Origin of the sequence: Streptomyces sp. GSL17-111, from assembly GCF_037911585.1 — a bacterium.
Taxonomy (GTDB): Bacteria; Actinomycetota; Actinomycetes; order Streptomycetales; family Streptomycetaceae; genus Streptomyces.
Genome location: NZ_JBAJNS010000001.1, coordinates 5,430,306 through 5,456,924, shown reverse-complemented (window position 1 = coordinate 5,456,924; position 26,619 = coordinate 5,430,306). Strand labels below are relative to the sequence as shown.

At 72.3% G+C, this 26,619-nt stretch carries 24 protein-coding genes; 4 read left to right on the top strand and 20 right to left on the bottom strand.

Annotated features, from left to right (window positions below):
* Positions 1 to 4: 4 nt before the first annotated feature.
* The 10 genes from V6D49_RS24175 to V6D49_RS24130 all read right to left on the bottom strand — a co-directional run bounded on the left by V6D49_RS24175 (position 5) and on the right by V6D49_RS24130 (position 10,899).
* Positions 5 to 2,809: a DEAD/DEAH box helicase gene (locus V6D49_RS24175; RefSeq protein WP_340562916.1), complete on the bottom strand. Its 2,805-nt coding sequence runs from the start codon at positions 2,807 to 2,809 to the stop codon at positions 5 to 7.
* 95 nt (positions 2,810 to 2,904) lie between these two features.
* A complete protein-coding gene (gene tatC / locus V6D49_RS24170; protein WP_340562914.1) occupies positions 2,905 to 3,822 on the bottom strand; it encodes a twin-arginine translocase subunit TatC in 918 nt (305 codons plus the stop codon).
* 96 nt (positions 3,823 to 3,918) lie between these two features.
* Positions 3,919 to 4,203, bottom strand: a complete 285-nt coding sequence (gene tatA, locus V6D49_RS24165; RefSeq protein ID WP_340562911.1) for a Sec-independent protein translocase subunit TatA — start codon at positions 4,201 to 4,203, stop codon at positions 3,919 to 3,921.
* Positions 4,204 to 4,380: 177 nt separating this feature from the next.
* Positions 4,381 to 4,593 carry a hypothetical protein gene (locus V6D49_RS24160; protein ID WP_340562909.1) on the bottom strand — a complete coding sequence of 71 codons (213 nt, stop codon included), beginning with the start codon at positions 4,591 to 4,593 and terminating at the stop codon, positions 4,381 to 4,383.
* 36 nt (positions 4,594 to 4,629) lie between these two features.
* Positions 4,630 to 5,589, bottom strand: a complete 960-nt coding sequence (locus tag V6D49_RS24155; RefSeq protein ID WP_340562906.1) for a helix-turn-helix transcriptional regulator — start codon at positions 5,587 to 5,589, stop codon at positions 4,630 to 4,632.
* Between the two features lie 13 nt (positions 5,590 to 5,602).
* Positions 5,603 to 6,556, bottom strand: coding sequence for a helix-turn-helix transcriptional regulator (locus V6D49_RS24150; protein ID WP_340562904.1), 954 nt, complete (start codon positions 6,554 to 6,556; stop codon positions 5,603 to 5,605).
* A 164-nt stretch (positions 6,557 to 6,720) separates the two neighbouring features.
* On the bottom strand, positions 6,721 to 7,095 hold the full coding sequence (locus tag V6D49_RS24145) for an FKBP-type peptidyl-prolyl cis-trans isomerase (RefSeq protein ID WP_340562901.1): 375 nt from the start codon (positions 7,093 to 7,095) through the stop codon (positions 6,721 to 6,723).
* Between the two features lie 52 nt (positions 7,096 to 7,147).
* Positions 7,148 to 8,143 (bottom strand): FKBP-type peptidyl-prolyl cis-trans isomerase, encoded by a 996-nt coding sequence (locus tag V6D49_RS24140; RefSeq protein WP_340562899.1) that lies wholly within the window; start codon positions 8,141 to 8,143, stop codon positions 7,148 to 7,150.
* Between the two features lie 110 nt (positions 8,144 to 8,253).
* Positions 8,254 to 9,615: a Pup--protein ligase gene (pafA, locus tag V6D49_RS24135; RefSeq protein ID WP_340562898.1), complete on the bottom strand. Its 1,362-nt coding sequence runs from the start codon at positions 9,613 to 9,615 to the stop codon at positions 8,254 to 8,256.
* Between the two features lie 9 nt (positions 9,616 to 9,624).
* Positions 9,625 to 10,899 (bottom strand): MFS transporter, encoded by a 1,275-nt coding sequence (locus V6D49_RS24130; protein ID WP_340562895.1) that lies wholly within the window; start codon positions 10,897 to 10,899, stop codon positions 9,625 to 9,627.
* A gap of 125 nt (positions 10,900 to 11,024) precedes the next feature.
* Here V6D49_RS24130 and V6D49_RS24125 point away from each other — a divergent pair, with 125 nt between their 5' ends.
* On the top strand, positions 11,025 to 12,065 hold the full coding sequence (locus V6D49_RS24125; protein WP_340562892.1) for a LacI family DNA-binding transcriptional regulator: 1,041 nt from the start codon (positions 11,025 to 11,027) through the stop codon (positions 12,063 to 12,065).
* Positions 12,066 to 12,157: 92 nt separating this feature from the next.
* On the opposite strand, the gene prcA is transcribed toward V6D49_RS24125, so the two are convergent.
* The 5 genes from prcA to arc form a co-directional block, all read right to left on the bottom strand.
* A complete protein-coding gene (gene prcA / locus V6D49_RS24120) occupies positions 12,158 to 12,970 on the bottom strand; it encodes a proteasome subunit alpha (RefSeq protein ID WP_340562890.1) in 813 nt (270 codons plus the stop codon).
* 24 nt (positions 12,971 to 12,994) lie between these two features.
* Positions 12,995 to 13,840, bottom strand: coding sequence for a proteasome subunit beta (gene prcB / locus V6D49_RS24115; RefSeq protein ID WP_445330595.1), 846 nt, complete (start codon positions 13,838 to 13,840; stop codon positions 12,995 to 12,997).
* A 316-nt stretch (positions 13,841 to 14,156) separates the two neighbouring features.
* Positions 14,157 to 14,375 carry a ubiquitin-like protein Pup gene (locus tag V6D49_RS24105; RefSeq protein WP_191208871.1) on the bottom strand — a complete coding sequence of 73 codons (219 nt, stop codon included), beginning with the start codon at positions 14,373 to 14,375 and terminating at the stop codon, positions 14,157 to 14,159.
* Positions 14,376 to 14,513: 138 nt separating this feature from the next.
* Positions 14,514 to 16,025: a depupylase/deamidase Dop gene (dop, locus tag V6D49_RS24100; RefSeq protein WP_340562888.1), complete on the bottom strand. Its 1,512-nt coding sequence runs from the start codon at positions 16,023 to 16,025 to the stop codon at positions 14,514 to 14,516.
* Between the two features lie 228 nt (positions 16,026 to 16,253).
* Entirely contained in the window at positions 16,254 to 18,020 is a 1,767-nt protein-coding gene (gene arc / locus V6D49_RS24095) for a proteasome ATPase (protein WP_340562886.1), read from the bottom strand.
* Between the two features lie 514 nt (positions 18,021 to 18,534).
* Between arc and V6D49_RS24090 the strand changes: the two genes are divergently transcribed.
* On the top strand, positions 18,535 to 18,843 hold the full coding sequence (locus tag V6D49_RS24090) for a ferredoxin (protein WP_191208868.1): 309 nt from the start codon (positions 18,535 to 18,537) through the stop codon (positions 18,841 to 18,843).
* Positions 18,844 to 18,889: 46 nt separating this feature from the next.
* Here the strand turns inward: V6D49_RS24090 and V6D49_RS24085 are convergent, their stop codons facing one another.
* The 3 genes from V6D49_RS24085 to V6D49_RS24075 form a co-directional block, all read right to left on the bottom strand.
* Entirely contained in the window at positions 18,890 to 19,447 is a 558-nt protein-coding gene (locus tag V6D49_RS24085; protein WP_340562883.1) for a hypothetical protein, read from the bottom strand.
* A 208-nt stretch (positions 19,448 to 19,655) separates the two neighbouring features.
* Complete coding sequence (locus V6D49_RS24080) at positions 19,656 to 20,564, bottom strand: tRNA (adenine-N1)-methyltransferase (RefSeq protein ID WP_340562880.1); 909 nt, start codon at positions 20,562 to 20,564, stop codon at positions 19,656 to 19,658.
* 73 nt (positions 20,565 to 20,637) lie between these two features.
* A complete protein-coding gene (locus V6D49_RS24075) occupies positions 20,638 to 21,897 on the bottom strand; it encodes a site-2 protease family protein (RefSeq protein ID WP_340562878.1) in 1,260 nt (419 codons plus the stop codon).
* 90 nt (positions 21,898 to 21,987) lie between these two features.
* Between V6D49_RS24075 and V6D49_RS24070 the strand changes: the two genes are divergently transcribed.
* On the top strand, positions 21,988 to 23,010 hold the full coding sequence (locus V6D49_RS24070; RefSeq protein ID WP_445330594.1) for a RecB family exonuclease: 1,023 nt from the start codon (positions 21,988 to 21,990) through the stop codon (positions 23,008 to 23,010).
* Between the two features lie 66 nt (positions 23,011 to 23,076).
* A complete protein-coding gene (locus V6D49_RS24065) occupies positions 23,077 to 23,748 on the top strand; it encodes a response regulator transcription factor (protein ID WP_340562874.1) in 672 nt (223 codons plus the stop codon).
* A 60-nt stretch (positions 23,749 to 23,808) separates the two neighbouring features.
* On the opposite strand, the gene V6D49_RS24060 is transcribed toward V6D49_RS24065, so the two are convergent.
* Both V6D49_RS24060 and V6D49_RS24055 read right to left on the bottom strand, forming a co-directional pair.
* Positions 23,809 to 25,401 (bottom strand): ABC transporter substrate-binding protein, encoded by a 1,593-nt coding sequence (locus V6D49_RS24060; RefSeq protein ID WP_445330661.1) that lies wholly within the window; start codon positions 25,399 to 25,401, stop codon positions 23,809 to 23,811.
* Between the two features lie 452 nt (positions 25,402 to 25,853).
* Positions 25,854 to 26,561 carry an HAD family hydrolase gene (locus V6D49_RS24055; RefSeq protein ID WP_340562869.1) on the bottom strand — a complete coding sequence of 236 codons (708 nt, stop codon included), beginning with the start codon at positions 26,559 to 26,561 and terminating at the stop codon, positions 25,854 to 25,856.
* Between the last annotated feature and the right edge of the window lie 58 nt (positions 26,562 to 26,619).

Sequence of the window (26,619 nt, the reverse complement as noted above, 5' to 3'; positions counted from 1 at the left end):
GCCGTCAGCCGACGGACGAGTACGCCACGACGCCGCGCAGCATGGAGTCGACCGCCCTGCGGGCGTTGCGCCGGACGGTGCTGCCCTCGGGCGCGGCGGCGGCGAGCTGGCCCAGCACGTCGATGACCTGCTTGCACCAGCGCACGAAGTCCCCGGCGGGCATCTCGGCCTCGCGCAGGACGGCGTCCAGGCCGTCGCCCTCCGCCCAGCGGTACACGGGCCAGGCGAAGCCGAGGTCCGGCTCCCGCTGGCCCACGCCCTCCGTCTGGCTGACGCCGTGCCGCTCCTCCAGCGCGTCCAGCCGGCCCCAGATGCGGACCGTCTCGCCCAGCGCCGCCTTGGCCCCGCCGCCCGGCAGCGCGGGCGGCAACGCGTCGTCGGGCGAGCGCGCCTCGTAGACCAGTGCCGAGGCACAGGCGGCCAGTTCGGACGGCGACAGGCCTTCCCACACGTTCTCCCGCAGGCACTCGGCGGCCAGCAGGTCCAGTTCACCGTAGAGCCGGGCCAGCCGCCTGCCGTCCACCGTGACCGTGTCGCCGTCCAGGTACCGCAGGTCGGTGAGGAGGGCGTAGACGCGGTCGAAGGTCCTCGCGATGGTGTTGGTGCGGCCCTCGATGCGGCGTTCCAGCTGCCGGGTGTCCCGCCGGAGCCGGTAGTAGCGCTCGGCCCAGCGGGCGTGGTGCTCCCGGTCGTCGCAGCCGTGGCAGGGGTGCTGCCGGATCGCCGCCCGCAGCCGCAGGATCTCCTCGTCCTCGGTGGCGGCCGAGCGCTGCTTGCGGCGCCGGTGCGGCGGCGTCCCGTCGTGGCCGACGGCTCCGGCCCTGGTGCGCAGGGCCGACGCGAGGTCGCGACGCGACTGGGGGCTGCGCGCGTTGAAGGACCGGGGGATGCGCATGCGGTCCAGCGCCTCGACGGGGACGGGGAAGTCCATGCCCGCCAGCCGCTTGACCTGCCGCCCCACGGTGAGGACGAGCGGGCGGGGGCCGTCGTGCTGGTCGAACGGTCGGTGGCCGTGGCTGCGGCCGGCCGGCAGGCCCGGGTCCAGGACGAGCGCGAGGCCGGCGAACTTGCCGGTGGGGACGTGGATGATGTCGCCCGGGCGCAGCTTCTCCAGCGCCGCGGCGGCCTGGGCCCGCCGCTGGACGGCGCCCTGCTTGGCCAGTTCGGTCTCCCGGTCCTTCAGCTCCCGCCGCAGCCGCCCGTACTCGGCGAAGTCCCCGAGGTGGCACGTCATGGCGGCCTCGTAGCCCTCCAGGCCCTCCTCGTTCTTCTGCACCTGGCGCGAGATGCCGACCACCGACCGGTCCGCCTGGAACTGCGCGAAGGAGGTCTCCAACAGCTCGCGCGAGCGGTGTCGGCCGAACTGCTCGACGAGGTTCACGGCCATGTTGTACGAGGGCTTGAACGAGGAACGCAGCGGGTAGGTGCGCGTCCCGGCGAGGCCGGCGAGGCCCTCCGGGTCCATGCCGCGCTGCCACAGCACGACGGCGTGGCCCTCGACGTCGATGCCGCGCCGTCCGGCCCGGCCGGTCAGCTGGGTGTACTCCCCCGGGGTGATGTCGGCGTGCTGCTCGCCGTTCCACTTGACGAGCCTCTCCAGCACCACCGAGCGGGCGGGCATGTTGATGCCGAGGGCCAGCGTCTCGGTGGCGAACACCGCCTTCACCAGCCCCTTGACGAACAGTTCCTCCACGACCTCCTTGAAGGTCGGCAGCATGCCCGCGTGGTGGGCGGCGATGCCCCGCTGGAGCCCCTCCAGCCACTCGAAGTAGCCGAGGACGTGGAGGTCCTGGTCCGGGATGGACGCCGTGCGCTCCTCGACGATCTCCCGGACGGTGGTCTGGGCGGCCGCGTCGTTGAGCCGCAGCCCGGCGACGAGACACTGCTGCACGGCCGCCTCGCAGCCGGCGCGGCTGAAGATGAACGTGATCGCGGGCAGCAGCCCCGCCGCGTCGAGCCGGTCGATGACCTCGGGCCGGCTGGGGACCCAGATCCGGCGGCGGCGTTCCCGCTCCCGGTCGGCCTCCCGTTTCGGCCCCCGCCGGTCGCGCCCGTTCGGGCGGCTGTTCTCCATCCGCGCCATGCGGACGAGGTCGGGGTTGACGGTCCGCTTGCCGGACTTCTCCTCGAACAGGTCGTACATGCGGCGCCCGGCGAGCACGTGCTGCCACAGGGGCACGGGGCGGTGCTCGGAGACGATCACCTCGGTGTCGCCGCGCACGGTGTCGAGCCAGTCGCCGAACTCCTCCGCGTTCGAGACCGTCGCGGACAGCGAGACGAGGGTCACCGAGTCGGGGAGGTGGATGATGACCTCCTCCCACACCGCGCCGCGGAAGCGGTCGGAGAGGTAGTGGACCTCGTCCATGACGACGTACCCGAGCCCACGCAGCGTCTGCGAGCCCGCGTAGAGCATGTTCCGCAGCACCTCGGTGGTCATGACGACGACCGGTGCCTCGGCGTTGATGCTGTTGTCCCCGGTCAGCAGCCCGACCCGGTCGGCGCCGTAGCGGCGCGCGAGGTCGGAGAACTTCTGGTTGGAGAGTGCCTTGATCGGCGTCGTGTAGAAGCACTTGCGGCCCTGGGTGAGGGCCAGGTGAACCGCGAACTCGCCCACGATCGTCTTGCCGGATCCGGTGGGCGCGGCCACCAGGACCCCCTTGCCGGCCTCCAGTGCCCGGCAGGCGTCGAGCTGGAACGGGTCCAGCTCGAAGTCGTACATCTCTCGGAAGGGTGCGAGCGCCGTCGCCTCTTCGACCGCCCTCAGGCGGGCCGCGGCGTAGCGCTCAGCAGGGGACATGTCCTCGCTCATCGTGGCTACGAGCCTACCGGCCGAGTCTGACGACGCGCGATCATTTCATCGTCCCGCAGCCCCGGCCCCGCCTCCACGCGGGACCGGGCGTCCACTCACGTCACGTCGTCGTGCCCGCCCCGGCCGGAGCCCCGGTCGGCCTGCTCGGGGAACGAGCTGGGCGCGACGGTCTCCGGGGTGAGGTCCAGCTCGGAGGCCTCGTCGTCCGCCAGGGCGGCGTCGGGGTCGCGTGCGGCCTTGCGGCGGTCGTGGAAGAGGGAGAAGGCGACCGCGGCGAAGTAGAGCACCGTGATCGGCGCCGCGAGCGCGATCATCGACAGCGGGTCGGTCGGGGTGACCATGGCGGCGAAGACGGAGATGCCGAGCACCATGCCGCGCCACCAGCCGAGCATGCGCCGGCCGCTCAGCACACCGCCCAGGTTCAGCAGGACGAGGACGAGCGGCAGCTGGAAGGCGAGGCCGAAGGCGAGGACGAGCTTGACCGAGATGTCGATCATGTCGTCGACGGTGATGATGTTGGTCGTGCCGTCCATGCTGAAGCCGAGCAGGACGGGGATGGCGTGCGGCAGGATCCAGTGCGCGAGAAGGGCGCCGGTGAGGAAGAGCGGGGTGCCGAAGGCGACGACCGAGAGGGCGTACTTCTTCTCGTGCCGGTGCAGGCCGGGTGCGAGGAACGCCCACATCTGGTAGAGCCACACCGGGGCGGCGGCGACGAGGGCCGTGATGAGCGAGACCTTCACGTACGTGGTGAACGGCGAGGTCAGGCCGTTCTGCGAGAGGATCGGGCAGCGGCCGTCCAGAGCCTGGGCCTCGGCCTCGTTCTCACAGACCCGGATCGGCTCGGTGATGAACTCACCGATGTCCTTGGCGAAGAACATGGCGAGGACCATGAGCGGCACGATGGCCAGCAGCGCCTTGACCAGGCGGTTCCGCAGCTCCCGCAGGTGTTCGACGAGAGGCATCCGCCCCTCGGGGTCCTTGGGTGCGGCCTTCTTGCGGGCGGACTTGAGCAACCCACGTCCTCATCTCATGGGCCGGCCCGCCCGGGGCGTGCCTGCCGGTGCCAGTGCTGTCGTCACGACGCGCGCCCACGGGCGCGCGGGAAGAGCTCAGCCCTGCGTCGTGCGCCCGGGCTCCTCGACGGGACGCGAGCTGGTGACGTCGCCCGGGGCGGCCTGGATCGTCCGCGGCGCCGGCTCGGCGGGGGACTCCGGACCGTTGTCGTCGTGGCCCTTGTCCTTCTCCCCCTCCTTCTTCATCTGCGACGTCTCGCTCTTGAGGATGCGCATCGACTTGCCGAGGGCGCGAGCCGTGTCCGGGAGCCGCTTGGCGCCGAAGATCAGCACGATCAGTCCGATGATGATCACGAGCTGCCAGATGCCGATCTGACCCATGACTGCCTACCTTCTCGCCGAGGTCACCTGTGCCTTGCCGAGCGCGCCCGATTGGTCATCCGGTGCACCGCACGAGAAGCCATGGTAACGCTCGGGGGTGAACGTCCGGCAATGCCCGCGGAACCGGACGGTGGCCCGGCGCGGACCGGCCCCCGTTCTCACGCGTCCGCCCGGTGGTCAGCGCCGGCTCGCGGCCCCGGCCCGCGCCGCCCGACGGGCGAGGGGCCCGGCGGCCCGCTCCAGGTCCTCGCCGGCCCGCGCGATGCGCTCGGAGCCCTCCGCGACGGCCCGCGAGAGCCGACGCACCTCCAGGGCGACCCGGACGGACAGCACCCCCAGCACGGCGATGCCGCAGAAGGCGAGCACGAGGAAGAACATCGGCCAGAGCATGAGGGCGAGCGTAGTGCACGCCCCGGGCCGCGCCCGTCAGTCCCCGTAGGCCGCCAGCGCCGCGCGGGCCGCCTCGCGGGCACTCCCGGCGAGCTCGGGCGGCGCCGTGATCCGCCCGTCCGCACCGAGCCGCAGGGCGAGGCGGCGCAGCGAGGCCGGGTCGGGCGTGCGCAGGGTGATCCGCAGGCCGCCGTCGGGAAGCTCCTCGGCGCTGTCGTGCGGCCAGTACTCTGCGACCCACCGGCCGCGCGGCCCGACCTCGACCACGACCTCCGGGTCCTCGGCCGCGGGCTGCACCAGTGCCTGGGACAGGTCCCTCGGCGTCACAGGCGGCGGGTCGGCGGGCTCGTCCAGCAACCGGATCTCCGCGACGCGGTCCAGCCGGAACGTGCGCCGCGCCTCGGAGAGCCGGCACCAGGCCTCCAGGTAGGTGCGGCCCACGACGAAGAGGCGGATCGGGTCGACCTCCCGCTCGGTCAGCTCGTCCCGGGCGGGTGAGTAGTAGCGCAACCACAGCCGACGGCGCTCGGCCAGCGCCCGGTCGACGTCGGCGAACACCCCGCCCTCCGATTCGAAGGTCACCGTCAGCCGGGAGCTGGCCCGGGCGTTCTCCCCCGCGGCCTCCTCCAGCTTCGCGGTGGCCCGCAGCAGCGCCTGCCGGTCCCCCTCGCGCAGGCCCGGCAGGGTGGCCACGGCGCGGGCGGCGACCAGCAGGGCGGTGGCCTCGTCGGCCGCCAGCCGCAGCGGCTTGCCGGTGGACTCGACGGCGTCCGCGTTGTGCCACCAGATGTGCTCGCCGTCGGTGTCGATGTCCAGCAGGTCGCCGCCGCGGAAGCTGGTGCCGCACAGGGGCAGGACCTGGAGGTCGGAGATCAGCTCGTCGTGGCTGATGCCGAAGGCGCGGGCGACGTCCTCCACCCGGGCGCCGGGGCGCTCGCGCAGGTAGGTCACCAGCGAGAGCATCCGCCGCGTCTGGTCGATGGCGTTGGCAGCCATGCGTTCGTTCCCCTCAGCCCTTGGCGACGGCGCGCAGCCGGTCGACGACGTCCGCACGCAGGTCGGCGGGTTCCAGGACGAGGACGTCGGGGCCGAACTCGGCCAGCCAGGCGCCCAGTCCGTGGCCGTAGGGCACCTCCAGCTCCTCCCAGCCGTCCCCGGTGTCCCGCGCCTGCGTGGCGCGGGCGCGCAGCGGGTAACCGCAGCCCTTCCGCAGCCGGATGCGCGCGCTGGCGGTCGCGCTCTCCCCCGCCCACCGCTCGACGGCCTCCCGGACCCGCACCTGGTCGGGCACCTCCGCGGTGTAGGCCCCGGCCCGGGAGCGGACGGGACCGGTGATCCGCGAGAGGCGGAAAACGCGCTCGGCGCGCCGGTCGCGGTCCCAGCCGGCCAGGTACCAGTGGCCGCGCCAGCACTCCAGGATCCAGGGCTCGACCTGCCGCCGGGCCGGGTGGGCCTCGGTGGACTTGCGGTAGTGGAAGACGACGGGCCGACGGTCGCGGCAGGCGAGCATCAGGGGCTCGAAGGCGGCGTCCTGGGCCGGGATGCGCGGCTGAAGCGCACCGGAGGCGCCCTGGTCGTCGTCGGTGAGGGGCATCCCGGCGGCCCGCAGCTTCTGGAGCGCGCCGCTGGCGGCCCCGGCGAGCCGGGCCTGCTGCCACACGCGGGCGGCGAGCCCGAGCGCGGCGGCCTCGGCCGGGTCGAGGGTGATGGGCGGGAGCTGGTTGAGGTCGCGCCGGGCCTGGTAGGCGGCCTCTCCCTCGACGTTCTCCGCCGTGTCGATGATGAGGCCGAGCTCGCGCAGGTCGTCCTTGTCCCGTTCGAACATGCGGTTGAACGCGTCGTCGCCCGCGGCTTCGAGGTAGGCCTCGATGGAGGACCGCAGCTCGCGCTTGGTCAGTGGCCGGCGCGTCCCCAGCAGGCACAGCGCCAGGTTCATCAGCCGCTCGGCCTTGGCAATGGCCATCGACGCCCTTTCTCTACCCCGCTCCCGACCGATGACCGTACCGCTCCGCGTCTGCGGAGGCCAAACGGGCGACGGCCGGCCCGTGCCCCGCTCTGAAGGCGGGAACGGACCGGCCGTCACCGGTGGTTCGGCGTCGTGCCGGGCGGCCGGGCCGCGCCGGCGCGTCAGGCCGCGACGAGGTCGCAGACGAAGATCAGCGTCTCGTTGGGCGCGATCCGCCCGCCGCCCGCGCCGTGCTCGCCGTAGGCGAGGTGCGGCGGGATGGTCAGCCGGCGGCGGCCGCCGACCTTCATGCCCTGGACGCCCTGGTCCCAGCCCGGGATGACCTGGCCGGCGCCGAGCTGGAACTCCAGCGGCTTGCCGCGGTTCCAGGAGGCGTCGAACTCCTCGCCGGTGCTGAAGGAGACGCCCACGTAGTGCACGGAGACCTTGGCCCCCGACGCGGCGACCGGGCCGTCGCCCTCCCAGATGTCGACGATCTCCAGGTCGGCCGGCGGCGCGCCCTCGGGGAAGTCGACCTCCGGCTTGTCGATGTTCACGAAACTGCTCCTTCAGATGTTGACGGGTGACCGGTCCGTGGCGGCGGTGCCGTCACACGACGGCGAGGATGTCCACGCTGAAGACGAGCGTGGCACCGCCCGGGATGTCGCCCTGGCCCTCATCACCGTAACCCAGGTCCGGCGGTACGACGATCAAGACCCTGCTGCCCGCCTTCTTGCCCGTCAGCCCCTGCGACCAGCCCGGCACGACCTGCTGGAGGCTGAACTGGGCGAGCTGTCCGCGTCCGTAGGTGGCGTCGAACTCCTCGCCGTTGTCCCACAGCACGCCCTTGTACTGGACGAGGACCGCGTCGGACTCCTTCACCTCGGCGCCGTCGCCCTCCAGGACGTAGTTGGCGACGAGCTCCTTCGGGGGTTCGGTGTCCTTCGGCAGTTCGATGGCGGGGGCCTCGCCGTCGGTGTTCGTCCCCACCCTGGGCAGGTCGGTGTTGTCCTGTGCGACCTCGGTGCCCTGGGCGGAGCTCTTCCCGTTGTACGTTCCGACGATGTCGACGACGAAGACGAGGGTGTCGTCCCCCTCGATGCCGCCCTGCGGGTTGCCGCTCTCGCCGTAGCCGTACTTCGGCGGGATGGCCATCTCGACGCGGTCACCGGCCTTCTTGCCGACCAGCACCTGGTCCCAGGCCGGGATCAGCTGGCCGACGCCGATCTGGAAGACGGCGGGCTTGCCGCCGTCGTAGGAGTTGTCGAAGACCTTCGCGGTGTCCCAGATCTGGCCCAGGTAGTCGGCCTGCAGGTAGTCGCCCTTCGCGACCTCGGCCCCGGTGCCCGCCACGAGGACCTGGACCGCGATGTCGGAGGACGGCTCGCCCGGCCCCTTGGCGATGGTGGGCTTCTCCCCGAACTCCTGACCCGCCGTGAGCTCGGGGAGCGGCCCGTCGACGATCTTCCCGGTGGGCGCCGCCTCCGGACTTTCGGCGTCCGGGCTGGGGGTGACGGAGTCCGAGCCGCCGTCGCCGTCGTCGCCGCAGGCGGCGAGAGCGAACAGGCCGGCAGGGAGGGCCAGGAGTACGGATCGTCGGCGCACGTCAGTCCTCGTTCGGTTGGGGGGTGATTGACCGTGCGCGCCACTCTACGGGCAGAGCCGGGCCGCGCACGTGGGGTGTGCACGGCCCGGCTCCGTCCCGGCTCCTTCGGTCACATACCGGCGATCAGCTTCTCCACCCGCTCGTCCACCGCGCGGAAGGGGTCCTTGCACAGGACGGTGCGCTGGGCCTGGTCGTTCAGCTTCAGGTGGACCCAGTCCACCGTGAAGTCGCGGCGCTGTTCCTGGGCGCGGCGGATGAAGTCGCCCCGCAGCCGGGCCCGGGTGGTCTGCGGCGGCACCGACTTGCCCTCGAAGATCTTGAGGTCGTTGCACACCCGCTTGGCCTGGCCCTTGCGCTCCAGCAGGTAGTAGAGGCCACGACGGCGGTGGATGTCGTGGTAGGCGAGGTCTATCTGGGCGACCCGGGGGTGGGACATGGTGAGGTTGTGCTTGGCCCGGTACCGCTCCAGGAGCCGGTACTTCATCACCCAGTCGATCTCGGTGTCGACGCGGTCCAGTTCCTGGGTGCGGACGGCCTCCAGCGTCCGTCCCCACAGCTCCAGCACCTGCTCGACGACGCCGGTCCGGATGCCCCGCCGGTCGCAGAAGTCGGCCGCCTTCTCGTAGTACTCCTGCTGGACCTCCAGCGCGGAGGCCTCCCGGCCGCTGGCCAGGCGCACCTTGCGCTGGCCGGTGATGTCGTGGCTGACCTCGCGGATGGCCCGGATCGGGTTCTCCAGGGTGAGGTCGCGCATCACGGTGCCCGCCTCGATCATGCGCAGCACCAGGTCGGTGGCGCCGACCTTGAGCAGCATGGTCGTCTCGGACATGTTGGAGTCGCCGACGATGACGTGCAGCCGGCGGTAGCGCTCGGCGTCGGCGTGCGGTTCGTCGCGGGTGTTGATGATGGGCCGGGAGCGCGTCGTCGCGGAGCTGACGCCCTCCCAGATGTGCTCGGCGCGCTGGCTGACGCAGTACACGGCGCCACGGGGCGTCTGCAGCACCTTCCCCGCGCCGCAGACGAGCTGGCGCGTGACGAGGAAGGGGATGAGGACGTCCGCGAGGCGCGAGAACTCGCCGTGCCGGGCCACCAGGTAGTTCTCGTGGCAGCCGTAGGAGTTCCCGGCGGAGTCGGTGTTGTTCTTGAACAGGTAGACGTCGCCGGCGATGCCCTCCTCGTGCAGCCGGCGCTCGGCGTCGACGAGCAGCCCCTCGAGGATGCGCTCGCCGGCCTTGTCGTGGGTGACGAGCTCCACCACGTTGTCGCACTCGGGAGTCGCGTACTCCGGATGCGAGCCGACATCGAGGTAGAGCCGTGCACCGTTGCGGAGGAAGACGTTGCTGCTGCGGCCCCATGACACGACACGGCGGAAGAGGTACCGCGCCACCTCGTCAGGGGACAGCCGCCGCTGGCCCCGAAACGTACATGTGACGCCGTACTCGTTCTCCAGCCCGAAGATTCGGCGGTCCATGAGTGAACATTACGCCTGATGCCCGGTTCTGAAACCGGGTTCGACCGTGCCGTTCCGATCATTTTCCACGCCCGTGACCGGCGGTGACGAGGACCCGGGCGCGTCCGGCGGGCCGTCCAGCACGCGCCGGGTCAGCAGCAGGACCGCGAGCGCCGCGGCGCCGCCCGCGCCGGGCACGAGGAAGCCGCCCCCCGGCCCGCCGTGCTCGATGGCCGGGCCCACGACGGCGGTGCCCAGGGCGGCGCCGACCCCGAAGACCGTCACCAGCCAGGAGAAGGCCTCGGTGACGGTGCCGCTCGGGGCGTGCCGGTCCACGACGACGAAGGCGCAGGTGAGGGCGGGGGCCAGGAAGAGCCCGGCGACGCAGGCCAGCACCGTCATCGTGACCGGGCCGGGGACCAGGGCCAGGGGCAGGTAGCCGAGGGCCAGGAGGCCGATCATGGCGCGCAGCCGGCCCTCGGGGGCGCCGGGCCAGGGCCGTGCGCCGTAGGCGAGACCGCCCAGCAGCGCGCCGAAGCCGATGCCCGACATGATCAGCGCGTAGACGAGGTCCCCGCCGTTGCCGTCGTCGGAGTAGGCCACGGCCGCGACGGTGATGGAGCCGAGGGAGACGCCCACGCACAGGAACGAGCCGAGCAGCGCGAGGAGCCCGGGCGACCGCAGGGCGCCGAGCCAGTGCGCCTCACGCGGCGCGCTGCGCCAGGCGCGCGCGGGGGCGGACACCACGACGGACAGGGCGCCGAGCACCCCGATGACGTTGATGACGAGCAGCGCGCCGGCCTCCGACCACAGGGCGACGGCGGCCGTGACCACCAGTGGGCCGACCGTGAACATGACCTCCTGGGCCACCGAGTCCACGGCGTAGGCGGTGTGCACCCGTTCCCGGCTGCGCAGGACGCTCGGCCACAGCGCCCGCAGTCCGCCCTCCAGGGGTGGGGTGAAGACTCCGGCGACGAGCACGGCGGCGGCGGCCAGCGGCAGCGGGTCGATGCCCGTCACGGCGAACGCGGCCATGCCGAGCCCGGAGACGACGGCGGCGGGCAGCATGACGCGGGGCTGGCCGTACAGGTCGACGGCGCGGCCGAGGAGTGGCTGCCCGACGGCCGTGGCCAGCCCGTAGACGGTGGCCAGCACACCGGCGAGGGTGTAGCCGGCGCCCTCCGAACGGGCGAACAGCACGATGGCGATGTGCGCGGTGGCGTTGGGGAGCCGTCCGACGAGGGTCCCGGTGAGCAGCCGCACGGCGTGCTGGGTCCGCAGCAGCTCGGCGTAGCCGGTCGCCATGGGGCGACTCCTTCTCGCTGATCAGTTTTACGTATAACCTGCGGGGTCATACGTACCATGTCCGCTGACCACGAGTCCATCCGACGGCCCGCCCGGAGCCGTGCCCCAGGACGGAGACCCGCGCCGTGACCTCTGCCGGCCCCCGGCCCACCAGCCGCGACGTCGCCCGCACGGCCGGGGTGTCCCAGGCGACCGTCTCCCTGGTGCTGCGCGACAAGTGGCACGGCAGGGTCTCCCCCGCCACGGTGGAGAGCGTGCGCGCCGCCGCCCGGGAGCTGGGCTACCGGCCCAACCAGGCCGCGCGCAGTCTGCGCCTCGGCCGCACCCGCACCGCGCTGCTCGTCGTCCCCGCCCTCACCAACGAGTTCTTCGCCCGCGTCTACACCGGTGCCGCGCGGGTGGCGGCCGAGCACGACCTGGGCGTGGTCCTCTACCCCTCCCCCGAGGGCGTCGGCCCGGCCCGCGACCCCTTCGAGTCCGCCCGCGCCACGCTGGACGGCGTCATCGCCTCCTCCATGGCCGCACACGCCCTCAGCGCCCTGCGCGAGGGCGGGCTGCCGCTCGTCATGCTCGACAGCAGCCCCGACGACCCCGCCGCCGCGGCGACCGTCAACCCCGACCTGGCCGACGGCATGCGGCAGACCGTGGCGCACCTCCTGGGCCTCGGCCACCGGCGCATCGCCCACCTCACGGCGGGCATCGACAGCTGGACGTTCGCCGGGCGGGCGCGGGCGCTGGACGAGGCACTCGCCGGGACGCCGCACGACGGGCCGGAAGGAGGGCCGCGCCCCACGCTCGTCCGGACGGCGGCGGCCGAGCTGAGCGTCACCGGGGGTCTGCACGCCGCCGCGCGGCTGCTGCGCGGGCGTCCCCGCCCGACGGCGCTCGTCTGCGACGACGACCTGCTCGCCGCCGGGGCCTGCAAGGCCGCCCGCCGCCTGGGCCTGCGCGTCCCCGAGGACGTCTCGGTCACCGGCTTCGACGACCTCGCGCTGGCGACCGCCGTGGAGCCCGAGCTGACCACCGTGCGGCTGCCCGGGGAGGAGATCGGCGCCGCCGGCATGCACGCCCTGCTGGCCGTCCTGGACGGCCGCGAGGCTCCGACGCCACTCCTCCCCGTCCGCCTCGTCCCCCGAGGCTCCTCAGGGCCCTGTGCGGCGTCGTGACGGTGGGATGACCGTGTCACCACGGTGCCCCGGCCGCCGCGCGGGCGGGCCGGGGCACCGTGGGGTGACGCGGGGCTGTGGGCAGCCGCCCGTCAGGGCGCCTCGTCGGTGTCGGACGTCCCCGAGGCGTCCGACCGGTCCGGCGAGGGCGTCGCCGGGCCCGGCTCACCCTCGGCGTCGTCGTCCTCCGCGGCGTCGGAGGAGGCGGCGGGGTCCTCCAGCAGGCGCGTCAGCTGGCTGCCCAGCACCCGCTTGAACTTGCGCTGCTGGGGGCGCGTGCGGTCGAGCACGGCCACCTCCAGCTGGTCGGCCGTCAGGGTGCGACCGCCGTTGCTGTCCCGGCCGAGGGCCTCGACGGCCAGCCGCAGGGCCTCGCCGAGCGTCATGTCGTCGCGCTGCCGCTCCCCGAGGTGGCTGCCGATCTGGTCGGAGTTGCCGCCGACCGCGACGGAGCCGTGCTCGTCGACGATCGAGCCGTCGTGCGGCAGCCGGTAGATCTGGTCGTCCTGCGGGGCCGGCCCGACCTCCGCGACGATCAGTTCGACCTCGTAGGGCTTCTCCCCCGCGCTGGAGAAGATCGTGCCCAGCGTCTGCGCGTAGACGTTCGCCAGGCCGCGCGCGGTGACGTCGTCGCGGTCGTAGGTGTAGCCCCGCAGGTCGGCGTAGCGGACACCGCCGATCCGCAGGTTCTCGAACTCGTTGTACTTGCCGACCGCCGCGAAGGCGATCCGGTCGTAGATCTCGCTGACCTTGTGCAGGGCCCGCGAGGGGTTCTCCGCGACGAACACGATGCCGTCGGCGTACTGGAGCACCACCACGCTGCGGCCGCGCGCGATGCCCTTGCGGGCGTACTCCGCACGGTCGGCCATGGCCTGCTGGGGCGAGACATAGAACGGCGTGGACACCGGCGTTCCCGTTCCTTCCTGGGCTTAGAGAACCGGGGCCTGCGGCCCGTCGGGGTACTGCAGACGGCCTTCGTGGACGGAGCGGGCGATCTCGGAGACCTCCGCCTCGGTGAGCCGCCGGTACCCCTCGTCGTTGATGACCGCGACGACCGGGTAGATCCGCCGCACCAGGTCCGGGCCGCCGGTCGCCGAGTCGTCGTCGGCGGCGTCGTACAGCGCCTGGACGACGACCGTCGCCGCCTGCTCCTGTGACAGCTCCGCGCGGTGCAGCTTCTTCAGCGAGCCCCGTGCGAACACCGATCCGGAGCCCACCGCCGCGAAGCCGGGCTCCTCCGAGCGCCCGCCGGTGACGTCGTAGGAGAAGATGCGCCCCCGGGAGCGGTCCGGGTCGTACCCCGCGAACAGCGGCACCACGGCCAGGCCCTGCATGGCCATGCCCAGGTTGCCGCGGATCATCGTGGACAGCCGGTTGGCCTTGCCCTCCAGCGAGAGCTGCGCGCCCTCGACCTTCTCGAAGTGCTCGAGCTCCAGCTGGAAGAGTTTGACCATCTCGACGGCCAGGCCCGCCGTGCCGGCGATGCCGACGGCCGAGTACTCGTCGGCGGGGAACACCTTCTCGATGTCGCGCTGCGCGATCATGTTCCCCATCGTGGCCCGGCGGTCACCGGCGAGGACCACGCCGCCGGGGTACGTCGCCGCGACGATCGTGGTCCCGTGCGGGGCCTCCACGGCTCCCTGCACCGACGGCAGCGGACGGCTCCCCGGCAGCTGCTCCGGCGCGTGCTCGGCCAGGAAGTCCATGAAGGAGGACGAGCCGGGCGTCAGGAAGGCAGCCGGCAGACGCCCGGTGCTACGAGTGTTGGCTTCCACGCGTTTCCTTCCAGGTAGGCGATCGCCCGACGCGGCGCGCCGGGATGCGTCTGTGAAAGTGCCGCGTGCCGCTTCGCCGTTGAGAGGCGGCACTGCTGGGACCTTACCCGGCGCGTGATCTTTGACCCACACTCCGGAAGCAGATCCGCGACGGGCGGACGGCGGAGACACCGGCACCCCGGCAGCCCTGCAGCCGACCCGCCCGGCCGTCGGCCGGGCGGCACGCCGACGGGGCAGCCCGCGCCGGTGGCTCCCGGCCGCGCGCCGCCGTCGGGACGGGGACCGGCCGGCACGTCCGGCGTGCCGACGGACCGCCCTACTCGCCGCCCTTCTGGACGAAGCTCCGCACGAAGTCCTCCGCGTTCTCCTCGAGGACGTCGTCGATCTCGTCCAGCACGGAGTCCACGTCGTCCGACAGCGCCTCCTGGCGCTCCTTGAGGTCCTCCGAGACCTGGGCGTCCTGCGCCTGCTCGTCGGTCTCCTCCGTCGTACGCGTGGCCTTCTGCTGTCCGCCGCCGGTGTCCTTGGTCGCCATGTACCTCACCCCGCTCCGCTTCGACGTTCAAGATCAGACCCTACAAGCAGGGACTGACTTCGGCTCCTCGATTGCTACAACGCACGGTGGCCACCCCGATCATTCCCGCGAATCCGGTGGTTTACCGGTTCGGAGGGATCACCGTCCGGACAAGGCCCGCACGAGGTCCTCCGCCGTGCGGCAGCGGTCGAGCAGTGATTTCACGTGCTCACGCGTGCCGCGCAGGGGCTCCAGCGTGGGCACCCGCTGGAGCGAGTCGCGCCCGGGGAGATCGAAGATCACCGAGTCCCAGGAAGCGGCCGCCACGTCGTCGGCGTACTGCTCCAGACAGCGTCCGCGGAAGTAGGCGCGCGTGTCGTCCGGGGGCGTGCGCTCGGCGCGCTCGACGGCGTCCTCGTCGAGGATGCGGGCCATCTTCCCCCGTGCGGCCAGCCGGTTGTACAGCCCCTTGTCCGGCCGCACGTCCGCGTACTGGAGGTCGACCAGGTGCAGCCGGGCCGCGTCCCAGTCCAGGCCGTCACGGCGGCGGTAGCCCTCCAGGATCTCCCGCTTGGCCACCCAGTCCAGCTCCCCGGCCAGGCTCATGGGGTCGCGCTCCAGCCGGGTGAGGGTGTCCTCCCAGCGGCTGAGGACGTCGGTCGTCTGCTCGTCGGCGTCCGCGCCCCAGCGCTCCTCGACGTACTTGCGGGCCAGCTCGTAGTACTCCATCTGGAGCTGCACGGCGGTCAGCGTCCGGCCGCTGCGGAGCGTGACCAACTGCCGCAGGTCCGGGTCGTGGCTGACCTGGTGCAGGGTGCGCACGGGCTGGTCGACGGCGAGGTCGACGGCGATGAAGCCGTCCTCGATCATGGAGAGCACCAGCGAGGTGGTACCGAGCTTCAGGTACGTGGAGACCTCGGAGAGGTTCGCGTCCCCGATGATGACGTGCAGCCTGCGGTACTTCTCGGCGTCCGCGTGCGGCTCGTCGCGGGTGTTGATGATCGGCCGCTTGAGCGTCGTCTCCAACCCCACCTCGACCTCGAAGTAGTCCGCCCGCTGGCTGATCTGGAAGCCGTGCTCCCCGCCGTCCTGGCCGATGCCGACCCGGCCCGCGCCGGTGATCACCTGCCGGGAGACGAAGAACGGCGTCAGGTGGCGCACGATGTCCGAGAACGGCGTCTCGCGCGTCATCAGGTAGTTCTCGTGCGTGCCGTAGGAGGCGCCCTTGTTGTCGGTGTTGTTCTTGTACAGGTGGATGGGCTGCGCCCCGGGCACCTCGGCGGCCCGCTGGGCCGCCTCGGCCATGATGCGCTCCCCCGCCTTGTCCCACAGCACGGCGTCCCGGGGGTTGGTGACCTCCGGAGCGCTGTACTCGGGGTGCGCGTGGTCCACGTAGAGCCGCGCGCCGTTGGTGAGGATGACGTTCGCGAGGCCGATGTCCTCGTCGGTGAGCTGGCTGGCGTCGGCCGCCTCGCGGGCGAGGTCGAAACCGCGCGCGTCACGCAGCGGGTTCTCCTCCTCGAAGTCCCATCGGGCGCGGCGCGCCCGGTGCATCGCCGCCGCGTAGGCGTTGACGACCTGGGACGAGGTGAGCATGGCATTGGCGTTGGGATGCCCGGGCACGGAGATGCCGTACTCGGTCTCGATCCCCATCACGCGCCGTACGGTCATGCGGCCCTCCTTGCCCGACGCCGGCCGCGGCCCGGCCGGCGCTCACGTCCCGCCCGCGCGGCCGTCCCGTGACGGCCCCCGTGCGGCACGCGGCGGCGTCGTACGCCGGTACGCCCGAGCCTAACCGCGGGACGCGCCTCGTGGAGGCCGGTGCGGGAACGGTGTCAGTCGGAAAAGGTCCGGCTGCGGCAACCCGCAGGGGGATGCCGCAGCCGGACGGTGTCGTCACTACAGGTACTGACCGGTGTTCGCCACCGTGTCGATGGAGCGCCCGGTGTCCGCGCCCTGCTTCCCGGTGACCAGCGTGCGGATGAAGACGATCCGCTCGCCCTTCTTGCCGGAGATGCGGGCCCAGTCGTCCGGGTTGGTGGTGTTCGGCAGGTCCTCGTTCTCCTTGAACTCGTCCACACAGGCGGCGAGCAGGTGGGAGACGCGCAGACCCTTCTGGTCGTGGTCGAGGAAGGCCTTGATGGCCATCTTCTTCGCCCGGTCCACGATGTTCTGGATCATGGCACCGGAGTTGAAGTCCTTGAAGTACAGCACTTCCTTGTCACCGTTGGCGTAGGTGACCTCCAGGAAGCGGTTCTCCTCGGACTCCGCGTACATCTGCTCCACGACCGACTGGATCATCCCGGCGACCGCCGCCTTGGCGTCGCCCGCGTGCTCGGCGAGGTCGTCGGTGTGGATCGGCAGGGTGGACGTGAGGTACTTGGAGAAGATGTCCTTGGCGGCCTCGGCGTCGGGACGCTCGATCTTGATCTTCACGTCGAGACGGCCGGGGCGCAGGATGGCCGGGTCGATCATGTCCTCGCGGTTGGAGGCACCGATCACGATGACGTTCTCCAGCCCCTCCACACCGTCGATCTCGGAGAGCAGCTGCGGGACGATGGTGTTCTCCACGTCCGAGCTGACACCCGAGCCGCGGGTGCGGAAGAGGGAGTCCATCTCGTCGAAGAAGACGATGACCGGCGTGCCCTCGCTGGCCTTCTCCCGGGCCCGCTGGAAGACGAGCCGGATGTGCCGCTCGGTCTCGCCGACGTACTTGTTGAGCAGCTCGGGGCCCTTGATGTTGAGGAAGAAGCTCTTCCCGGCGGGCTTGCCGGTGACCTCGGCGACCTTCTTCGCCAGGGAGTTGGCGACGGCCTTCGCGATGAGCGTCTTGCCGCAGCCGGGCGGGCCGTAGAGCAGCACGCCCTTGGGCGGACGCAGCTCGTGCTCCTTGAACAGGTCCGGATGGAGGTAGGGAAGCTCGACGGCGTCCCGGATCAGCTCGATCTGGCCGCCCAGGCCACCGATCTTGGTGTAGTCGATGTCCGGAACCTCTTCGAGGACCAGCTCCTCGACCTCGCTCTTGGGCACGACCTCGTAGACGTACCCGGAGCGGGGCTCCAGCAGGAGGGCGTCACCGGCGCGCAGCGTCGTCTGCAGCAGCGGCTCGGCGAGCCGCACCACCCGCTCCTCGTCGGTGTGCCCGACCACCAGGGCACGCTCGCGGTCCTCCAGGACCTCCTTGAGGGTGACGATGTCCCCCGCGCGCTCGAACTCCATGGCGTCGACCACGTTGAGCGCTTCGTTGAGCATCACCTCCTGCCCCCGGCGGAGGTCCCCGAGCTCGATGCCGGGGCTGACGTTGACCCGGAGCTTGCGCCCCCCGGTGAAGATGTCGGCCGTACCGTCCTCGTTGGCCTGAAGGAACACGCCGAAGCCGGCGGGTGGCTGCGCGAGCCGGTCGACCTCCTCCTTCAGGGCGACGATCTGGTCACGGGCTTCCCGGAGCGTGCCGGCGAGCCGCTCGTTCTGCGCGGAGACACCGGCGAGGTTGGTCTGCAGCTCGACGATCCGCTCCTCGAGAATCCGAGTGTGCCGCGGAGAGTCGGCGAGCTTGCGGCGCAGGACGGCGATCTCCTGCTCGAGATATGCGACCTGGCCGTCGGGGTCTTCGGAACCCCGACCGGGCCGGGGGCCGCGGTTGATGTCGTCGTCGTGGGCTGCCACGGTCCTCACCTCCTCTTGGGGGAGCTGGACGCTTCCTGACCCTACCTGGGCCCGTGGTGGTTGAAACCCCTAGATCACAAAGACTGTCGGGGTGTGTCCGATCTTCACCCTTGCGCGCTCCCTCACGCCAAGGGGATACCCACCCGTCAAACATCGCCTGGTCACCGGCGGTGACGGGATCCCGGGCGCGGGATCGACGCACCCGCCCGGACCTGCGATGACGCGCCACCTCCCAGCGCCTCCAACTCCCCCCGCGAGCCGTGCCGATCAGGCCCCGGGGATCGGTCCACGGCCGCGGTGGCGGTGCCGTTCCCACCCATGACGGCTCGCTCGCGCAGCGCCGGGAGGGGCCGGAACCGGCCGCCGGTGACGGACGGGGACCGGCCACGGCGGGCGAGGGGCGGGCCCCGACCCCGGGGCCCGGGGGCGGCCGCGCGCGGGTATCGTCGGAGGCGTCAACACCCGTCCACGCGGGCACCCGTCAGATCACGCCACGCAGGAAACGGCAGGGGACATGACCGTGCAGAACGAGACAGCGACCGGCGAGCAGACCGCACTGGAGGTCTGGATCGACCAGGACCTGTGCACCGGTGACGGCATCTGCGCGCAGTACGCGCCCGAGGTCTTCGAGCTGGACATCGACGGACTGGCCTACGTCAAGGGTGAGGACGACGAGCTGCGCACCGAGGCCGGGGCGACGGTCCCGGTCCCGCTCCCGCTCCTGCGGGACGTGGCGGAGTCCGCGAAGGACTGTCCGGGCGAGTGCATCCACGTCCGCCGGGCCACGGACGGCGTCGAGGTCTACGGACCGGAGGCGGACTGACCCGCCGGGCCCGGACGCGTCGGGCCGCCCGCCGCGCCGTGCCCGCTCACACCGGGGTGCCCGCCGCCTGGACGACGTCCCGGGTGAAGGCGCCGTCCTGCCACCGCCACCGCACGTCGAGCTCACGGTCGGGGCAGCAGCGGGGCACGTCGGGGGTGGAGTAGCCGCGCAGCGTGGCCACTATCGTGCCGCCGCGCACCGTCAGCCCGTCGACGCTGTGCTGGTCCGCCGGCTCCACCAGCGTCATGGCGACGCGGGGCCCGCCGCCGGGGTCGGCGGAGTGCGCGACGACGAACATGCCGCTGGGCGGTGTCCCCGCGCCGGTGGCGCACCGCACGACGGCGACCGTCTCGGCCTGCCCGTCGGCGTCGAAGTCGGCCTCGGCGCGGTCGGTGACCTTCAGCTCCCACGGGCCGCAGTCGACGGGGTACCGCGCCTGCGTCGGGTCGGGGCCGCCCAGAGGGCCGGGGGCGGGGTCGGCGGCGTCCGCCGGCCGGACGAAGGCGGCGGCGGCCAGAAGCGCCGCGAGGGCCGCGCCGGTGACCAGCCAGTGCGGGGAGCGGGAGCGGGTGTGCGGGAGGTCCGAGCCTGCCGTGGGCTGCACGCGGGGTGACTCCTGTGAAAAGAGTGGCGCTGACGGGGTGCCAGCATGGTGCCACACGTCACAGGCGCGCGGAACGCCGAGGGGGCCTGTGTGCGCCGGGGTTCCCTCAGGCGCCGGAGACCCCAAGCGCCCGGGAGACCTGGGTCTCCCGGGCGCTCCGGGTCGTTCACGTCGGACGTCGGGCCGCCGCCGGGGGCGGGACCCGACCTCAGGGGCGGCCGCCGCTCCCCGACGCGGCACCGTGACCGGTGTAGTCCTCCCCGTAGGCGCCCTTGGCGGGCCGACGGCGGCGCAGCGGCGGCTCCACCCCGTCGGCGAGGCGCCGGGCGGTGAGCAGGAAGCCGGTGTGGCCGATCATGCGGTGGTCGGGACGCACCGCGAGGCCCTCGATGTGCCAGTTGCGGACCATGGTCTCCCAGGCGGCGGGCTCGTTGAACGTCCCGTGCTCGCGGATCGCCTCGACCGTGCGGGCGAGCTGGGTCGTGGTGGCCACGTAGGCGCAGAGCAGCCCGCCGGGCACGAGGGCCTTGGAGACGGCGTCCAGGCACTCCCAGGGGGCGAGCATGTCCAGGATGACGCGGTCCACGTCGGTGTCGTCCAGGTGGTCCTGGAGGTCTCCGACGGTGAGGCGCCAGGCCGGGTGCGCGGAGCCGAAGTACCGCTCGACGTTCTGCCGGGCGATGTCGGCGAAGTCGGCGCGCCGCTCGTAGGAGTGGAGCATGCCCTGGTCGCCGATGGCCCGCAGCAGGAAGGTGCTGAGCGAACCGGAGCCGACGCCCGCCTCGACGACGCGCGCGCCGGGGAAGATGTCGGCCATGGAGAGGATCTGGCCGGCGTCCTTGGGGTAGACGACGGCCGCTCCGCGCGGCATGGACAGGACGTAGTCGGGGAGCAGGGGGCGCAGCGCCAGGTAGGCGACGTTTCCAGTGGTTCGGACGACACTGCCTTCGGGAGCACCGATCAGCTCGTCATGGGGAAAGGCACCCTTGTGGGTGTGGAAGCTCTTTCCCTCTTCGAGCGTGATGGTGTAGTGGCGTCCCTTGGGGTCGGTGAGCTGGACCTGGTCCCCGACCTGGAAGGGCCCGCGACGGCGGGCGGCACCGGTCGGTTCGGACATGGGTGCCACCCTAGTCGAGCGGAGGCGGCGGTCCGAATCGAGGGCCGGGGAGCCGGCGGGCGGCCGTCGTCCGTCAGCCGTGCGCGTGCTGCTTGCCCATCGCGGCGACGAACGCCCGCTCGACGTCGGCGGTGGACAGGACGCCGTACACCTCGCCGGTCTCCTCGACCACGAGGTACTCCGTGGCGGGGGCCGCGCGCAGGTGGTCGAGCAGCTCCTCCCCGGCGAGCTCGGCGGAGATGCGCAGGTCGTCGGTGAGGTCCTGGGCGAGCGTGCCGGCGGCGACCCAGGGGCGACGGTGGTCCGGTACGGAGACGATCCCCGTCTCGCGGACGACGCCGGTCGGGGTGCCCTGGCCGTCCACGACCACCAGGGCGCGGGCGCCCGACTCGTTCGCCCGGCGCAGCCCCTCCGACAGCGGCGTCTCGGCGCTGACGGGCACGGCACGGCGGGTGAGGGCGCGGGCGCTGAGCTCCGGGAGCCGGGCGCGCAGCCGTGCCATGCGGAGGCTGTTCCCGGCGCCCGTCCAGATGATCGCGGCGAGGATGGCCGCGAGGAGGGCGTCGGTGACGGACCCGAGGCCGCCGACCTCCTGCTCCCCCAGCCCGCCGGCATGGGTGGCCAGGGGCAGGCCGATGAGGACGGCGACGGCCAGGGCGCGGCCGGTCCAGGCGGCGGCGACGGTGCCGGTCATCGGGTCCCCGCTGAGCTTCCAGATGACGGCACGCAGCATCCGCCCGCCGTCCAGCGGCAGCCCGGGCAGGAGGTTGAAGGCGGCCACGATGAGGTTGGACAGCATGAGGCCGACGAGCAGGACGCCGGGGATCGTGCGCGCCTCGACGCCGAGCAGGGCCACGTAGAACACCCCGGCGAGCACGAGCGAGAGCAGCGGGCCCACGAAGGCCAGCACGAACTCCCGGCCCGGTGTCTCGGACTCCTTCTCGATCTCCGAGACGCCCCCGAAAAACTGGAGCTGGATGCGGCGCACGGGGAGCCGGAAGCGAAGCGCCGCGACGGTGTGGGCCAGTTCGTGCACGAGGACCGAGGCGTAGAAGGCGACCGCGAAGAACAGCGCGATGACGTAGCGCGCGGTGCCGAGGTCGGGCAGGACGCGGTCGAGCTGTCCGCCGAACACCCAGGTGATGAGCGCGGCGACGAGGAACCAGCTCGGCGCCACGTACACGGGCACGCCGAAGGGGCGGCCCATCAAAATGCCGCCGCCGCGCTCCCGGGGACGTTTGCCGGGCGGCCGGCCGCCCTGGTCGCCGCCCCGCGGCGGCCGCGGCTCCTGCCGCGGCGCCTTGCCGCCCCCGTTGCCACCCGTGTCTGCCACTGGCTCCCCTCTGCTGCGGTCCGCGCACCGTGCGCCGGTCCCGCGATGGTGCGGGGCGGTGGGGTGCTGGGGTCGATGGTATGTGCCCGGATGTCGGAGCGGGGCCGTAGGGTCTGCGCCATGGGAACCGCCAGCCGTCGTCCAGCCGTGCCGCCGCACTCGTTGTCCCCCTCCCGGGCGTCCGACTTCATGCGGTGCCCCTTGCTGTACCGCTTCCGGGTGATCGACAAACTGCCGGAGAAGCCGAGCGCCGCCGCGGTGCGGGGCACGGTCGTGCACGCGGTGCTGGAGCGGCTCTTCGACGCACCCGCCGCCGCTCGCACCGCGCCCCGGGCGCGGGGGCTGGTGGCGGGCGAGTGGGAGCGGCTGCTGGAGCGGCGTCCCGAGCTCTCGGCGCTCTTCGCGCCGGAGGGTGCGGCGGCGGACGCGCCGCGGGACGGGGCCGACGCCGACGGGAGGGCGGCGGGCACCGTGGACACCGAGGCGTTGGCGCGGTGGCTGGCGGAGGCCGAGTCCTTGGTGGAGCGGTGGTTCACCCTGGAGGACCCCACCCGGCTGGAGCCGGCCGAGCGGGAGATGTTCGTGGAGGTCCGGCTCGACTCCGGGCTGTGGCTGCGGGGCATCATCGACCGGGTGGACGTGGCGCCCACCGGGGAGGTGCGGATCGTCGACTACAAGACGGGGAAGGCACCGCGCCCGGAGTTCGAGGCCGAGGCCCTGTTCCAGATGAAGTTCTACGCCCTGGTGGTGTGGCGGCTGAAGGGGGTCGTGCCGCGGCGGCTCCAGCTCGTCTACCTCGGCAGCGGTGACGTGCTCACCTACGACCCCGACGAGGCGGACCTGGCGGGTCTGGAGCGCAAGCTGCTGGCGCTGTGGGAGGCCATCGAGCAGGCCACCGAGTCCGGGGACTGGCGCCCGCGCCGTAGCGGGCTGTGCGGGTGGTGCGACCACCGGGCGCACTGTCCGGAGTTCGGGGGCACTCCCCCGCCGTACCCGCTGGTGCTGCCGCTGCCGGAGCCCCGTGCGGCGTCCCCGGCCGACGCGCGCACGGCCGCGCCGGGGGCGGGCGGTGCGGACGCGCCGCAGGCGCCGGGGGGCGCGGCCCCGGAGTGATCCGCGCGACGCGCCCTGGGGGACAATGGGCGGCGACCGTCGTCCGTGGCCTGTGGAGGAGTTCCTGTGGCTGTCCGCGTTCTGCTCGTCGATGACCAGCCGCTGCTGCGCACCGGCTTCCGGATGATCCTGGAGGCGGAGCAGGACATCGCCGTCGTCGGGGAGGCCGGTGACGGTCAGCAGGCGCTGGAGCAGGTCCGGGCCCTGCAGCCGGACGTGGTGCTGATGGACATCCGGATGCCGCGCATGGACGGGGTCGAGGCGACGCGGCAGATCACCGGGCCCGCGAAGGACGGTCCGGCGAAGGTGCTCGTGCTGACCACGTTCGACCTGGACGAGTACGTCGTGGAGGCCCTGCGCGCGGGCGCCAGCGGCTTCCTCCTCAAGGACGCCCCGGCCCAGGAGCTGGTGCAGGCGATCCGGGTGGTGGCGGCCGGTGAGGCGATGCTCGCGCCGAGCATCACGCGCCGTCTGCTCGACAAGTACGCCGGTCAGTTGCCCACCGGCGAGGAGCCGGTCCCGGACGCGCTGGGCAGCCTGACCGAGCGTGAGGTCGAGGTGCTCAAGCTGGTGGCCAAGGGCCTGTCCAACGCGGAGATCGCCGCCGACCTGTTCGTCAGCGAGACGACGGTCAAGACGCACGTGGGCCACGTGCTGACGAAGCTGCGGCTGCGCGACCGGGTGCAGGCGGCCGTCTACGCCTACGAGAGCGGCCTGGTACGTCCCGGCACGCAGTGAACGGCGCACGGGACGGCGTTGGGCCCAGGGTGCGCACACTGGGCCCAACGCCGTTCCGGCTCAGCTCTCCGGCGTCTTGCTGATCTCCCAGAAGCGGAAGACGGTGGAGGAGTCCAGCGTCCACTCCAGTCCGGAGATGCGGTCCTGGGCGACGGCGTACTGCTTGCCCTGCCAGATGGGCAGGAGGGGCAGCTCCTCGGCGACGAGGTCCTGGAGGGCTCCGAAGTCGCCCACGGTCGCCGCGCGGGAGGACTCGGCGGCGGCGCGCGGGAGGATCTCCCCGGTGATCTCCCCGGAGTCGTAGTTGTTGCCGAGGACGTTGTCCTCGCCGAAGAACGGTGCCGTGAAGTTGTCGGCGTCCGGGTAGTCGGGCACCCAGCCCTTCACGTAGACGCCGTACTTCCCGTCGGCGATGTCCTTCTCGTACTGCTCCAGCTCGACGCTGCGCACCTCCGCCTCGAACAGGCCGCTGGCGTTGAGCTGTTCGGCGATGGCGGCCAGCTCCTCGTCGGTCTGCGCGCCGTAGCGGACGGGCGTGGACCACAGGGTGAGCTCGACCGGCTCGGTGATGCCCTCGGCCGCCAGTGCCTCCTCGGCCTTGGCCGGCTGGGGGCGCTGGCCGTAGCGGTCGAAGAAGGCCGTGTTGTGGCCGGTGATGCCCGCCGGGACGATCGAGTAGAGCGGTTCCGCGGTGCGCGCGTACACGTCGCGGATGAGCGTGGACCGGTCGACGAGGTAGGCGATGGCCTGCCGGACGCCGAGCTTCCCGGTGACGGGGTGGTCGTGGTTGAAGACGAGGTGGTGGACCTCGGTGCTGGTGCCCTGCACGACCTGGATGTCGGTCTGCGCGCTGGTGGCGCTCGCCTCCAGCTCGGCGAGGTCCTCGGTGGCGAGGTGGCGGTAGGCGATGTCGACGCGCCGCTCCTCGACGGCCGCCTTGAGCGTGCCCGGGTCGTCGTAGAACTTCATGGTCAGGCCGGAGTTCTGTACCTCGGCCGGGCCCTTGTAGCCGGAGTTGGGCGCGAACACCGCTTCCTTGGGACCGAAGCTCTCCATCGTGTACACGCCGGAACCGACCGCCTCGCCGTCCGTGCGGAGCTCGTCGGCGGGGTACTCGCGGTGGTCCACGATCGAACCGGCGCCCGAGGCGATCTTCTGGGGGAACGTCGCGTCGGAGGTGTTGAGGTGGAAGACGACGGTCAGGTCGTCCGGTGTCTCGATCCGGTCGATGCTCTGCAGCATGACGGCCGGTCCGTCGGCGTCGTCGATCCTCAGGGTGCGGTCGAAGGAGTGCTTGACGTCCTTGGACGTGAGGTCGTTGCCGTTGCTGAAGGTCAGGCCGTCCTGGAGGGTGCAGGAGAAGACCCTGCTCTCGCTGTCCTGGAACTCGCACTTCTCGGCGGCCTCGGGCTGGGGCTGGGTCCCGCCCTTGGGGAAGCTGAGGAGTGACTGGAAGACGTTGTTGAAGACCAACCAGGAACCCGGGTCGTACCCGGAGGCCGGGTCCGTGGCGAGCACGTCGTCGGTCATTCCCATGACGATCTGCTGCCCCTGTCCGGCGGAGTCCCCCTCTCCCACCCCGCAGCCACTCAGCAGGGCCGCCGTCAGCGCCGCACTGGCCGGTAGCGCCACCCAGGTGGCCCGATTCCTCACACGCACGTTCTCACCTTGTCTTCGCATGCGGGGGCCGGCTCTGGTCCGGAGCCGGTCCCGGCTCGTCCGGCCCCCGGTGATTCTGAGGTGTCGGGGGCCGAACGCAGACATTAGTAGTTGGCGCTCGGGGCGCCTGACCAGAGAAGCACAGGGAGAGGCCGGCGGGCGATGCCCCCGGAGAGTGCATCCGATATGCGGACGACGGAGCACAGGTGACGAACGGTCACGAAAGCGGACATCCGAACGGGTGATCGGCGGTGATCCGACGGCGGACCGACACCGGAGGCGGAAGCGCGGGGTCCGCATCCGGTGACGAACGTCACGCCGGAAGGGAAGGGGTCGTGCGCACGTTTTCGGCCAAGGTCACGGGCACGGCCCGGTCACCCCGGAGGCTCGTCCCGCTGCGCACGGTCGCGGTCGGCGACGCGCCGGTCGCATGCGGTCGGTCCGGGTCACCGACGGTGCGCGGAAGCGATCAGGGAGCGCAGGAACGGCAGGTCGACGTCCTCCAGGGAACCGACGATCGTCCGGCCGGCGGCCGGCGGGATCTCGGAGAGGGACGGGACGACCACCACCGGGCACCCGGCCGTCTCGGCGGACGTCACCCCGGTGACGGTGTCCTCCACGACGACGCAGCGGTGCGGCTCGGCGCCGAGGCGCCGGGCGGCCGTGAGGTAGGGCTCGGGGTGCGGCTTGGTGCGCTCGACCTCGTCCCCCGCGATCGTCACCGCGAAGTTCTCCCGGCCCAGGGAGCGCAGCACGCTGTCCATGATCCGCCGGTGCGTGGCGGAGACCAGGGCGGCGGGGACACCGTGCGCGGCCAGCTCGGTGAGCAGTCTGCGCGCTCCCGGCGTCAGGGGCACCTCGCCGTCGATCTTCTTCGCGAACGTGGCGTTGAGCCGCCGGGACACCTCGGGCACGCCGATGCGCGCGCCGGTGACCTTGATCAGGTAGGCGGCGCTGCGCGTCATCGGACCGCCGATGACGACCGCGCGGTGCTCCTCGGCCAGGGTGTGCCCCAGCTCGGCGAAGACCTCGACCTCCGCCTCCCACCACAGGTCCTCGGTCTCGACGAGGGTGCCGTCCATGTCGAGGAGCACGGCCTGCAGGGCCGAGCCCTCGGCCGGACGGGTGGCGACGGCGGGGATCGAGCTGGTCATCCGCGAACCTCCGTGGGACACGAAGGCCGGTCGTCCGCCCCCGTGGCGGGGACGGACA